The sequence below is a fragment of the Campylobacter sp. P0109 genome (genome assembly GCF_002138755.1).
Lineage (GTDB): Bacteria > Campylobacterota > Campylobacteria > Campylobacterales > Campylobacteraceae > Campylobacter > Campylobacter devanensis.
The window spans coordinates 437,139-449,893 of the sequence record NZ_MJKK01000001.1 but is presented as its reverse complement, the minus strand read 5'-3'; the positions used below and the strand labels follow the sequence as shown (position 1 = coordinate 449,893).

The following is a 12,755-nucleotide window of genomic DNA, read 5'->3' as shown; positions in this document are numbered from 1 at the left end:
AGAGTGCTAATAAATGAAACTAGATAAAAGAGATTTGATATTAGAATCTATCATTCATGCTTATCTTGAGGTTAATGAACCAATCGGCTCTAATGAACTTGGCATGAGAATGAATGTAGCAATTCCAGCATCAACTATTAGAGTCTATTTTAAAAAGCTTAGCGACGAAGGAGCGATCACTCAACTTCATATTAGCGGTGGTCGCATACCAACAGCTAGTGCGATGGAGTTTTATTGGCAAAATAGGCTAAAATTTAGCTCTGTTTTATCTATTAATAATATAGATTTGCTAAATTTATTAGTTTATAAAAATGATATTTATTGCATGATTTTTAAAGATCAAAAGCTATTTTTACAAGATGTTTTAAATCTCAAAAATCGTTTTTTGGTGCTTGATTTTCTTACTGAGAGCATATCAATTAAATTTAGCTCAAAGGTGGAAAGATTCTTAAGCAACTTAATTGGCGTTAGCTTAGAAGAGCTTGAAAATATCTCTATACAAGTAGGATTGAGCGAGTTAAGAGCAAAGATTAAGGCTTTGAAAAGATGCGAGATTTTATTTCAAGAAAATGAGAAAATTGCTTTTGAAATTTGTAAAGATGATAGCATAAAGGCGATTTTAGATCCATCATTTGGTGATAATTTTAATGGAAATTTAGCCTTTAGTCCGCTATTTTCTACCGGCTATATGGGGTTAAAAACTGATGTATTATATCAAGGTAAGCCCGCTGTAATGGTATGTGCTAGTAGTGTGTATAGTGATTATGAAAAGTTTTTTAGTATGTTAAAGGAGGCAGCGTGAGTCAAAACGAAAAAGAAAATTTAGATGAAAATCCAGCTTTGGATGAACAAAATTGCCAAGAGTGCGAAGCAGAAGAAAAAAATTGTGAAGATGATTTAGCAGATGAGCTTAATAAAGTTAAAGAAGATTTGATAAGGGCTACGGCTGATTTTGAGAATATCAAAAAGCGTTTAGAGCGTGAAAAAGCTGAAGCTTTGAAATTTGCAAATGAGAGCTTTGCTAGAGATCTTTTGCCAGTTATTGATGCTTTGGAGATTGCTGCGAATTTACAAAGCGGAGATGATGAGATAACAAACAAGATAAAAGATGGGATAAATCTAACTATTGAGCAGTTTAAAAAGTGCTTTGAAAAGTATGGTATAAAAGAGATTGATACCAATGTTGAGTTTAATCCTGAATTTCATAACGCTATAAATTATATAGAGACAGACGAGGTAGAAAGTGGCAAGATAGCTACTGTTTATCAAAAAGGCTATCTATATAATGATAGAGTTTTAAGACCTTCAATGGTTGTAATAGCAAAATAAATTTTAATAAAAAGGATACAAAATGAGTAAAGTAATAGGAATTGACCTAGGAACAACAAATTCATGCGTAAGCATATATGAGAGAGGCGAAAGCAAGGTAATACCAAATAAAGAAGGAAAAAATACAACTCCTTCTGTGGTGGCTTTTACTGATAAGGGTGAAATTTTAGTTGGTGATACTGCTAAACGACAAGCCGTAACAAACCCTGAAAAAACTATATTTTCTATCAAAAGAATTATGGGTCTTATGATGAATGAGAAAAATGCTAGCGAAGCCAAAGCTCGCCTTCCATATCATATCGTAGATAGAAATGGTGCGTGTGCTGTTGAGATAGCTGGCAAAACATACACTCCACAAGAGATTTCGGCTAAAGTATTGATTAAGCTAAAAGAAGATGCTGAGGCGTTTTTAGGTGAGAGTGTTACTGATGCGGTTATAACTGTGCCTGCATATTTCAACGATAGTCAAAGAAAAGCTACAAAAGAAGCTGGAACCATCGCAGGATTAAATGTACTTAGAATCATAAATGAACCAACAGCGGCGGCTTTGGCTTATGGTTTGGATAAAAAAGAGGCCGAAAAAATCGTAGTTTATGACCTAGGTGGCGGGACTTTTGATGTAACTGTGCTAGAAACTGGCGATAATGTGGTTGAAGTTTTAGCTACTGGTGGTAATGCGTTTTTAGGCGGTGATGACTTTGATAACCGCTTAATTGACTTTTTGGTAAATGAATTTAAAAGTGAAAGTGGAATAGACCTTAAAAACGATGTTATGGCTCTTCAACGCCTAAAAGAAGCTGCTGAAAATGCCAAAAAAGAGCTAAGTAGTGCTATGGAAACAACTATAAATCTGCCATTTATCACAGCTGATGCCACTGGACCAAAACACCTTACAAAGACTATTAGTAGGGCTAAATTTGAAAGTATGATAGATGATTTGGTATCTCAAACAATATCAAAAATTAGCGAAGTTGTCAAAGATGCTGGTGTGAGCAAAAGTGATATAAAAGAAGTAGTTATGGTGGGTGGCTCAACTCGTGTGCCTTTGGTGCAAGAAGAGGTTAAAAAAGCATTTGATAAAGAGCTAAATAAATCAGTAAATCCTGATGAAGTAGTGGCAATTGGTGCAGCTATACAAGGTGCGGTAATTAAAGGCGATGTAAAAGATGTTTTGCTATTAGATGTTACACCTCTTAGCCTTGGTATTGAGACTCTTGGTGGGGTTATGAGTAAATTGATAGAAAAAGGTACCACAATCCCAACTAAAAAATCTCAAACTTTCTCAACTGCTGAAGATAACCAAAGCGCTGTTACTATCAATGTTTTACAAGGTGAGCGTGAATTTAGCCGTGATAATAAAAGTCTTGGTAATTTCAATCTTGAAGGCATTATGCCAGCACCAAGAGGCGTGCCACAAATTGAAGTTACATTTGATATAGACGCAAATGGAATTCTCACAGTCTCTGCTAAAGATAAAGCTAGTGGAAAAGCTCAAAATATCACCATTTCAGGCTCAAGCGGTCTAAGCGAAGAAGAGATAAATAAAATGGTAAATGACGCTGAATTACACAAAGAAGAAGATAAAAAGAGAAAAGAGGCCGTTGAAGCTAGAAACGCAGCTGATAGCCTAGCTCACCAAACTCAAAAATCTCTTGATGAACTTGGTGAGAAAATTTCAAGTGAAGATAGGGCTAAAATTGAAGCAGCCTTAAATGATCTAAAAGAGACATTGAAAAATGAAAATGCCACAAAAGAGCAGATCGATGCGAAGGTAAAAGCCCTAAGTGAAGCAAGCCATAAGCTAGCTGAGGCAATGTATCAAAATCAAACCGCTGGTGCTAACACACAAGATAAGAAAAAAGATGATGATGTTATCGACGCAGAAGTAGAGTAAATTTATAAGCTGGCCTTTAAGGCTGGCTTAAATACAAAAATATCTCATCAGCTAATAAAAAATTTGGATTATAGATTCTCTCATTTTCTAATATCAATTTTTTCTCTTCAATTAGTATTTTAGCTCTTTGTCTCATCTCTAAGCTTAAATCTAATAAATCAACCCCAACGCAGCTCCTAAGCCCTAAAAAGACTCTTTCATCTCTTTTGTTTTCATCATTTAAAATTTCAATAGATTTTTTAAAAGGATTATCGATATAACTTCTAAGATTAGTAGCACCTTTGTATCTTTTAAATCCAGTTGTCCCCACAGCATACGCACCAAATCCATAGTAATCATCGCCACGCCAATAACTTAGATTGTGGTTACAAATTTGACCAAAATTTGATATTTCATACTGCTTAAATCCGATATTTTCAAGTGAATTTATAAGATATTTAGCTAAGATTGGGCTATCTTTTTGATATGATTTTTTGGTGCTAAATTTGCTCTCAAGCATTAAGCTATAAGCTGAAATATGTGTGATTTCTAGCTCTTTTAGGGCTTGAATTTCACTAGATAGCAAGGCTTTTGTATCAAGCTTGGTGCTATACATTATATCTACATTTATATTTGTAAAACCAGCTATTTTAGCATCTTTTATGGCTTTAAAGACTCTTTTTGAGTCGTGAATTCTACCTAGAAATTTAAGCTTATTTTCATTAAAGCTTTGCGCTCCAAGGCTTAGGCGATTTACGCCGAGTTTTCTCATATATTTTAGCCAATTTAAATTCGCTGAGTTTGGGTTTGCTTCGCTAGTGATTTCGCAATTGATATCTAAATTTGGCACTAAATACTCAAAAATCTCATCATATAACCCAGCTTCAACGCTACTAGGAGTGCCGCCACCTATGAAAATTGTAGAGATTTTATCTTTGAATTTTATGCTTTTTATCTCTTTGGTTAGAGCTTTAAAATACTCTTTAGTTATATTAAATTTATCACTATGAGAGCCAAAAGCACAATATGGGCATTTTGATTCACAAAATGGAATATGGATATAAATATGCAACTTTTGTCCTAAAATTTATTCTAAATTTAACAAATAATTTATTAAATTTAGTTGATTTATTAAACTTTAAACGCTTTTAAGGTAGGATTTTACCAAATTTTTAGGAACAAAAAATGGATAAAGGCAAGAGATATCGCCCAAATGTAGCGGCTATTATCTTATCTCCATCTTATCCTTTAGAGTGTAAGGTATTTATCGCCCAAAGGCACGATATTAGCGGTGCTTGGCAGTTTCCACAAGGTGGAATTGATGAGGGTGAATCGCCTAAGGAGGCTCTTTTTAGAGAGCTTGAAGAGGAGATAGGAACAAATGAAATAGAAATTTTGTGTGAGCATCCTAAGTGGCTAGAGTATGATTTCCCTAAAACCATCGCTAAAAAGATGGCTCCGTATGATGGACAGACTCAGAGATATTTTTTGGTTAGATTAAAGCCAAATGCAAAAATAGATCTAGCGACTAAACACCCTGAATTTGATGATTACTGCTTTATGCCTGTAAATGATGTATTAAGCAAGGTTAATCACTTTAAAAAGGGTGCTTATGCTAAGGTGCTTAAATATTTTAAAGATGAAGGGTTTATATAATGCTAATTGTACAAAAATATGGCGGAACTAGTGTTGGGAATTTAGAAAGAATAGAAGAGGTAGCTAAGAGAGTAATCGCTACAAAAGATGCTGGAAATGATGTAGTAGTAGTAGTTTCAGCTATGAGCGGGGTAACTAATCAGTTAATAGAATATGCTGAGCATTTTGCTAAAATTCAGCCACAAAGTGCTGATATGGATATGTTACTTAGCTCTGGTGAGAGAGTTACAAGCTCACTTCTTTCAATAGCATTAAATTCAAAAGGTTATAAGGCTGTAGCATTTAGCGGTGATATGGCTGGGATTATCACTAATGATGATTTTACTAAAGCTAGGATTATCGATATAGATGGCAAAAAGATGAAAGAGGCGCTAAAAGAGGGCAAAATAGTCGTAGTAGCTGGATTTCAAGGGGTCACAAAAGATGGAGATATAACAACTCTTGGGCGTGGCGGAAGTGATCTTAGTGCTGTGGCTGTGGCTGGAGCGTTGGACGCTGATTTGTGTGAAATTTATACCGATGTAGATGGGGTATATACCACAGACCCAAGAATCGAGCCTAAGGCTAGAAAACTTGATAAAATTAGCTATGATGAGATGCTAGAGCTAGCTAGTATGGGGGCGAAGGTATTGCAAAATAGAAGTGTAGAATTAGCTAAAAAATTAAAGGTGAAATTGGTCACTAGAAGTAGTTTTAACAATAATGAAGGAACACTAATAACAGGAGAAGCGGATATGAATACATCAGGAATGGAACAAGCACTAATAAGCGGTATAGCACTAGATAAAAATCAAGCAAGAGTAACTATGAGAGGGGTTGTAGATAAGCCAGGAGTTGCTGCTAGTATCTTCAAAAAATTAGCTGATAAAAATATAAATGTAGATATGATTATCCAAAATACAAGCCACGAAGATGGCACTACAAGTCTTGGCTTTACAGTGCCTCAAAATGAGATGGAAGCGGCTAGAAATGTTGTTGATGATGGTAGCGCAAAATCTATTGAGATAGATAGCGAAGTAGTTAAAGTAAGCGTAGTAGGCGTAGGTATGAAAAGTCATAGCGGTATAGCATCTATGGCGTTTTCTGTGTTGGCAAATGAGGGGATTAATATTCAGATGATCTCTACAAGTGAGATTAAAATTTCAATGATAGTAGCAGCAAAATATGGTGAATTAGCTGTTAGAGCACTTCATAAAGCTTATGAGTTAGAGAAGTAATGGATCTAATCAAATGGAGTTTGGACGCTATTAGGAGTTCAAGCAAGGAGCTAAGCTGGATGGAAGAGAGGCGTCTAGAGTGGGCGCCACTACTTGCATCTAGGCTTAGATATTTGATTGATGGAGCGCCGTTTATTGTAATATGCGATGAAGATAGAGATTGGTTTGAGAGCTATTTTTTACGCAGTATTAATCGCAAAGGCTCTCATCGCCCCATATTGCCATTTATCTCACTTAAATCTTTATATCCAAGATTAAATGATATAAATTCCAAAGAGGAGATAAGCTTGCTTGATGATATGCTTAGTATCGCATTTCCAAATGGATTTGTATATTTTTACATTGGTAAAAGCAGCTCAAAGCTATGCGCAATAGCCAAAAATCGTACCAGTAGCTATATGTGGCTATTTGACGAACAAGCAGAAAATAGCTTCTATCTTAGCTCTACAGATGAGAATTTGGATTTTAAGCTTTTATCTATGTTTAGGTTATTTGATCGCACTATTGATGCTGTGTTATTTGGTCAGGTTGAGCTTTGAGTTTAGATAGTAAGATTATTATTAGCGATGATTTTGAGAGTATTAAATCTGAGTATGTCTCTATTTTAAAACCTGAATATTTAAAAATTTTTGAATATGAGAGTTTATTGATAGACGGAGTCAAAGAGATAATATCTCAAGCCTATATCGCAGAAAAAGAGCCAAAAGTATTGCTAATTATGGCTAATAAATATGGCATCGAGTCGCAAAATGCTCTACTTAAAATCCTTGAAGAGCCACCAAGAAATATAATCTTTGTCTTAGTCGCACCAGCTAAAAATATATTTTTAGCTACAATTCGCTCTAGATTAAGTATAGAAAATAGGGTTAAATTAACCAAAAGTGAGCCAACGGGGATAGACTTTACTAAGCTAAGCTTAAGTTATATCAATGAGTATGTATCTACTCAAACAGCACTTGAAAAGAGCGATAAATTAAGCAAAACTCAACTTCTAAATTTACTTAAATCCATAATAATAGACGCAGTCAAAAATGGGGTTAAATTTACCCATGAAGATTATATATACTTTAATAAATTATATAGAATTACAGATCTAAATTCCAAAGCTCAAACCACGCTTTTACCGCTACTTTTACTAATAATGCAAAGGATAAAATGAGAGCGTATAAATTAAATACAGATAGCGATTTTGACCAAATTTGCCACTTTATATCACCACACAAAAGTGGGGCGAAAATTATGAGAAAAAAGGCAAATTTAAATTTTATTTTAATCAAAGATATAAAGGCTGTAGCGGTTAATATCTTAAAGCAAGATGCCCTTAGTATCGGTGCTGAATTGGTAAGTTCTCATAACGCAATTTTTGGTGGAGTAGAGTTAGAAAACGCACTTTTAATAGCAAATGATAAGCAAATTCAAATTCTAGCCAAAAAGGAGCTAGCTCAAGATTTTGGCCTAGATAAATTGGCTAAATTTCTATCAAATTCATTTACAAAACCATCAAAATGCGAGATTATGGCGGTTTTAAATTTCAATAATGATAGCCTCAATCCAGCAAGTAGAGTTGGCATTGATGATGCGATTTTGCGCATTGAGAGCGTGATTGATTTGGGCGCCGATTATATAGATATCGGTATGGTAAGCTCACGGCCAGGGAGTGAGTATATCGGTGCTAAGGCTGAATTTCAAAGAGTTAAGCCAGTTGTAGATCTAATCTATGCTAATAGGCTTTATGAGAGGATGGAGTTTAGTCTTGATAGCTTTGATCCATTGTGTTTGGAGTATGCCTTAGATCATGGATTTAGCTTTGTTAATGATATAACCGCAGATCCAAATTTGGCTTTTTTAGCCGGTAAATACAATGCCAAGTATTGTCTAATGCATAAAAATGGCGATCCTAAAACTATGCAAATCAATGTCAAAGATAGCGATATTTTAGAGCTTATAAGTGAGTTTTTCTCTCAAAAATTAGAAGAGATTAAAGAGTCTAAGGCTAAGCAAATTTATCTTGATATAGGTATAGGATTTGGCAAAACTGCTCGTGATAATATGGCTTTGATTAAGCATTTGGAGCATTTTTTGTCTTTTGGATATCCGCTTTTAGTAGGTGCTAGTAGAAAATCTATGATAGATTATTACAGCCCAAGTAGCGTAGATGAGCGCTTAGCTGGGAGTTTGTATCTACACCAAAAAGCTATAGAAAATGGCGCTACTATCATTAGAACGCACGATCCAAAAGAGCATATCCAGATGCTAAATTTACATAATTCGTATAAGGATTTAGAGATAGTATGAATCATAAAGAGTATTTAGAAGCAGTTGAGACGCTAAATAGATGGGCGAAGGCTTATTATACTGATGATAATCCTATAGCTAGTGATGATGAGTATGATGCTTTGTATCATAAGGTGGTTGAGTTTGAGAGCCAAAATCCAAATTTAAAAGCTATATTTTCGCCTACTAATAGAGTTGGTGGCGAGATTTTAGAGCAGTTTGAGAAGCTAGCCCACAAAGCTAGAATGTGGTCGATGGAAGATATTTTTAGTGATGATGAGCTTTTGGCGTGGATAGAGCGCGGGGATAAACGCTCACAAAGATTTTTTGTAGAGCCTAAATTTGATGGGGCGAGCTTGAATTTAACCTATGAAAATGGAGTTTTAAAAAGCGCAGCCACAAGGGGTGATGGATCCATTGGTGAAGATGTTACTAGCAATGCTAGGGTTATTAGTTCTGTGCCTTTACAGATTCCATATAGCGGTCTTATTGAAATTAGAGGCGAAGTAGTTATAACTAAAAGTGATTTTGAAAAGATTAATGCTGATCGTGCTAAAGATGGCCAAAATTTACTAGCTAATCCTAGAAATGCAGCTGCTGGTAGCCTAAGACAATTAGACTCAAGTATAACAAAATCAAGAAAATTAAAATTTTACCCATGGGGCGTGGGTGCAAATGATCTTAAATTTGATACTCACAGTGATATGATGGATTTTGTTAGATCTTTAGGATTTTTAAGGGATGATTTTGTTAGGGTTTGTAATAGTATAGATGAGATTAGACAAGCTTATGATGAGCTTTTATCTTTAAGAGATGAAAAGCCTATAATGATGGATGGTATGGTAGTTCGTGTTAATAGCTTGGCAAAATGCGATGAATTAGGATTTACAGTAAAATTTCCTAAATTTATGGTAGCTTATAAATTTCCAGCTATTCAAAAATCAGCTAAGCTTATAGATGTAGCCTTGCAAGTTGGCAGAACAGGTGTAGTTACGCCTGTTGGAGTTCTTGATGGGGTTGAGATTGATGGGGCTTTTGTTAGAAATGTTACATTACATAACTTCGATGAGATTGAGCGTCTAGGTCTTATGAAAGGCGATATGGTTTGCGTGATTAGAAGTGGCGATGTAATACCTAAGATTACTGATGTATATAAGGCTAGAAGAGATGGCCAAGAAGTAGCGATAAGTCGTCCATGCAAATGCCCTGAGTGTGGAAGTGAGCTTTTAGATGAAGGGGCGTTTATTAAGTGTCAAAATTTAAGTTGCAAGGCTAGAGTTGTAAGCTCTATTATATATTTTGCTTCTAAGAAGTGTATGAATATAGATGGTCTTGGTGATGCAATTATAGAGCTTCTTTATAAAAATGGTAAAATCTCAAGTATAATTGATATATATAGATTAGATAGTTCTAGTTTTGATGGATTAGAGGGTTTTAAGAGTAAAAAAATTGAAAATACTCTAAATGCTATAAAAGCAAGTCAAAGACCACCACTTCATAGATTTATTACTTCGCTTGGGATTGAACATATCGGTGAAGTAGCAGCTAAAAAGATAGCTGCAGTTTATCCTAACAAATGGCTAGACCTTAGTATGGATGAGCTTTTAAATTTAGATGGTTTTGGCGAAGCGATGGCGCTTAGCTATTTGGAGTTTATGCGTGTTAATCATATCAAAGTAGTAGAGTTACTAAAGTATATAACTCCAATTATAGATGAAATAAACACTACTCAAAATATATTTAGCGGTAAAACGGTAGTAATAACTGGCACTCTTTCTCGCCCTAGAGATGAGGTTAAGGCTGAATTAGAGAGCTTTGGAGCAAAGGTTAGCGGGTCAGTATCATCTAAAAGTGATTTTGTATTAAGTGGAGAGTCAAGCGGAAGTAAATATCAAAAGGCTCTATCTTTGGGTATTAAAATAATAGATGAGATAGAGTATGAAAGATTAAAAAATGAGAGCTGATCTAGCTGTATCAAAGGCTTTAAATATTAGTAGAAATCAAGCAGCTGGACTTATAGAAAATGGCGTAGTATTGGCTGATTCAAAAATTATCAAAAAAGCTAGCCAAGAGATTGATAAAGATCAAATCATAGAGATAAAATCTCAAATTTATGTTAGTAGAGCCGCACTTAAATTGGCTGGATTTTTAGACGAGATTAAGCTAAATTTAAAAGATAAAATTGCTTTAGATATTGGCTCAAGCACAGGAGGCTTTGTGCAAATTTTATTAGAAAATGGCATTAAGCAAGTTACAGCTCTTGATGTAGGAACTATGCAACTTAGTGCAAATTTAAGAGATGATAGCAGGGTAATAGTCCAAGAAAATACCGATATTAGGGAGTTTGAAAGTGTGGATAAATTTGATATTATCACTGCTGATGTGAGCTTTATATCATTATTACATATCATTTCTCATATTGATAGATTGGCATTAAGCGATATAATACTATTATTTAAGCCGCAATTTGAAGTTGGTAAAGATGCTAAACGAACCAAAAATGGCGTAGTAAAAGATGAAAAAGCTATAAATAAAGCGATGATAAATTTTGAGACTCAGTGTAATGCTTTAGGTTGGAAGTTAATTAAAAAAAGTGAATCAAAAATAAAAGGCAAGGAAGGCAATATTGAACTATTCTACTATTTCAAAAAGTAGTGTAAAATCTGTAGCTATTGGAAGTTTTGATGGTATTCACAAAGGACATAAAGAGTTAATTAAAAAGCTTGGCGATGGTGGCGCTTTGGTTGTAATATGCAATGGCAGAGCCTGTTTAACTCCAGGAGATAGACGCCAAGAGTATAGCGGTGTGCCGTGTTTTTACTATGATTTAGATGATATATCTGGGCTTAGGGGTGATGAGTTTATAGATATGCTTAAAAAAGATTTTGTGAATTTAAATAAAATTGTAGTTGGTTATGATTTTAAATTTGGCAAAGATAGAGCATGGGATAAGCACGATTTAAAGCATCTATTTGATGGTGAAGTGGTTGTGGTAGATGAGTTTTGCTTTGATGGGCTTGGAGTGCATAGTTCAGCTATTAGAAGATTTTTACGTGATGGTGATATATATAGGGCTAATCGCCTATTGGGTCGTGAATATAGTGTAGTTGGCAAGGTGATAGCTGGTCAAGGAATTGGCAAAGAGCATCTATATGCTACTTTAAATTTAGATATAACTCCATATCTAGTGCCTAAAAATGGCGTCTATGCTACAAGAACAAAGATGGATGATATCACTTATAGCTCTATAACTTTTATCGGTAATAGACTTAGCACCGATGGAGAGTTTGCGATTGAAAATCATATTTTAGATAAAAATATCGATTATAGGCCGAATTTTGTGCGAGTTTGCTTTGTTGAGTGGATTAGGGATAATATGAAATTTGATAATTTAGAAGATCTAAAAAGGCAAATTTCAAAAGATATAATAATAGCGCAAAATGTTGCTAAAAGCTGTGATTTAAGCATAGATGAGATAAGCTTGCACTCAAGAAATTTAGAAGGGGTTTATAAGTGAGAGATGAGGTCTTTAAAAATGTAATAAGCAAGCAGTTTGAATTTGATGAAAGTGTAGCTAGTGTATTTGATGATATGGTATCTAGATCGGTGCCATTTTATAAACAGACTCAAGAGCTTATTGTTTTATTTTTATCTAAAAGATTAGGGCAGGGTGCTAAAGTTGTCGATCTTGGATGCTCTACTGCTACTACGCTTTTAGAACTTTATAGATTGCGTCCTGATCTTGAACTTGTAGGTTTAGATAGTAGTCCTGCTATGTTACAAAGAGCTACAAATAGGGCTAATGGATATGGTGCAAAGCTTAATCTTATACAAGCTGATATTTTAGAATATGATTATGGCAAGGCTGATGCAGTGCTTTTAAATTATACATTGCAGTTTATTAGACCTATTAAAAGAGATGATTTTGTAAAGAAAATTTTTGCTAGTTTGGAATATGATGGTTTATTTGTATTTAGTGAAAAGCTAGTATATGATGATAAAAAGCTAGATTTAGAGATGATTAATATATATCAAGAGTATAAAGAAGCCCAAGGTTACTCTAAATTTGAGATAGCTCAAAAGCGTCAAGCGTTAGAAAATGTTTTGATACCATATAGTGAAAATGAGAATAAAGAGCTATGTAAAAATGCTGGATTTAGCAGCGTAGAGACATTTTTTAAATGGGCAAATTTTGCTTCTTTTATAGCTTTTAAACAAACTATTAATTAAAATGGGTTAATATTTGATTTTAATATCAATTTTAATCATACTAAGATTGCACTAAAACCAATATTTATAAAATATCCCCAGAAAAAATAGTTTTATATTTTGTAAATAATAATTTTTATTATTTACAAAATATTTTAAAAAAAGCCATATAATTTTACTACATATTAAATTTATTA

At 34.2% G+C, this 12,755-nt stretch carries 13 protein-coding genes; 12 read left to right on the top strand and 1 reads right to left on the bottom strand.

Annotation, left to right across the window (positions count from 1 at the left end):
* The first annotated feature begins 13 nt into the window (after positions 1 to 13).
* From CIGNP109_RS02325 to dnaK, 3 genes are read left to right on the top strand one after another with little or no spacing between them, the layout of a single operon-like run.
* Entirely contained in the window at positions 14 to 802 is a 789-nt protein-coding gene (locus tag CIGNP109_RS02325; protein WP_086228048.1) for an HrcA family transcriptional regulator, read from the top strand.
* 38 nt (positions 803 to 840) lie between these two features.
* A complete protein-coding gene (locus tag CIGNP109_RS02320) occupies positions 841 to 1,329 on the top strand; it encodes a nucleotide exchange factor GrpE (protein ID WP_086228114.1) in 489 nt (162 codons plus the stop codon).
* 22 nt (positions 1,330 to 1,351) lie between these two features.
* Positions 1,352 to 3,223: a molecular chaperone DnaK gene (gene dnaK, locus CIGNP109_RS02315; protein ID WP_086228047.1), complete on the top strand. Its 1,872-nt coding sequence runs from the start codon at positions 1,352 to 1,354 to the stop codon at positions 3,221 to 3,223.
* Between the two features lie 16 nt (positions 3,224 to 3,239).
* Here dnaK and hemW read toward each other — a convergent pair whose 3' ends face one another.
* Positions 3,240 to 4,274, bottom strand: a complete 1,035-nt coding sequence (hemW, locus tag CIGNP109_RS02310) for a radical SAM family heme chaperone HemW (RefSeq protein WP_086228046.1) — start codon at positions 4,272 to 4,274, stop codon at positions 3,240 to 3,242.
* A 113-nt stretch (positions 4,275 to 4,387) separates the two neighbouring features.
* Between hemW and CIGNP109_RS02305 the strand changes: the two genes are divergently transcribed.
* The 9 genes from CIGNP109_RS02305 to cmoA are packed head-to-tail and all read left to right on the top strand — an operon-like array spanning position 4,388 to position 12,579.
* Positions 4,388 to 4,858: an RNA pyrophosphohydrolase gene (locus tag CIGNP109_RS02305; protein ID WP_086228045.1), complete on the top strand. Its 471-nt coding sequence runs from the start codon at positions 4,388 to 4,390 to the stop codon at positions 4,856 to 4,858.
* The gene (locus CIGNP109_RS02300) at positions 4,858 to 6,075 is read left to right on the top strand and encodes an aspartate kinase (RefSeq protein ID WP_086224578.1); all 1,218 of its coding nucleotides are present in this window, start codon (positions 4,858 to 4,860) and stop codon (positions 6,073 to 6,075) included. The genes CIGNP109_RS02305 and CIGNP109_RS02300 overlap by 1 nt, the downstream gene beginning before the upstream one ends.
* A complete protein-coding gene (locus tag CIGNP109_RS02295; protein WP_086224577.1) occupies positions 6,075 to 6,614 on the top strand; it encodes a HobA family DNA replication regulator in 540 nt (179 codons plus the stop codon). Before CIGNP109_RS02300 ends, CIGNP109_RS02295 begins: the two co-directional genes overlap by 1 nt.
* A complete protein-coding gene (locus CIGNP109_RS02290; protein WP_086228044.1) occupies positions 6,611 to 7,234 on the top strand; it encodes a DNA polymerase III subunit delta' in 624 nt (207 codons plus the stop codon). Before CIGNP109_RS02295 ends, CIGNP109_RS02290 begins: the two co-directional genes overlap by 4 nt.
* On the top strand, positions 7,231 to 8,370 hold the full coding sequence (folP, locus tag CIGNP109_RS02285) for a dihydropteroate synthase (protein WP_086228043.1): 1,140 nt from the start codon (positions 7,231 to 7,233) through the stop codon (positions 8,368 to 8,370). The genes CIGNP109_RS02290 and folP overlap by 4 nt, the downstream gene beginning before the upstream one ends.
* Entirely contained in the window at positions 8,367 to 10,313 is a 1,947-nt protein-coding gene (gene ligA, locus CIGNP109_RS02280; RefSeq protein WP_086228042.1) for an NAD-dependent DNA ligase LigA, read from the top strand. Before folP ends, ligA begins: the two co-directional genes overlap by 4 nt.
* Positions 10,303 to 11,004, top strand: a complete 702-nt coding sequence (gene tlyA / locus CIGNP109_RS02275; protein ID WP_086228041.1) for a 23S rRNA (cytidine-2'-O)-methyltransferase TlyA — start codon at positions 10,303 to 10,305, stop codon at positions 11,002 to 11,004. Before ligA ends, tlyA begins: the two co-directional genes overlap by 11 nt.
* Positions 10,973 to 11,866 carry a bifunctional riboflavin kinase/FAD synthetase gene (locus tag CIGNP109_RS02270; protein ID WP_086228040.1) on the top strand — a complete coding sequence of 298 codons (894 nt, stop codon included), beginning with the start codon at positions 10,973 to 10,975 and terminating at the stop codon, positions 11,864 to 11,866. Before tlyA ends, CIGNP109_RS02270 begins: the two co-directional genes overlap by 32 nt.
* Entirely contained in the window at positions 11,863 to 12,579 is a 717-nt protein-coding gene (cmoA, locus tag CIGNP109_RS02265) for a carboxy-S-adenosyl-L-methionine synthase CmoA (RefSeq protein WP_086228039.1), read from the top strand. The genes CIGNP109_RS02270 and cmoA overlap by 4 nt, the downstream gene beginning before the upstream one ends.
* The last annotated feature ends 176 nt before the right edge of the window (positions 12,580 to 12,755 follow it).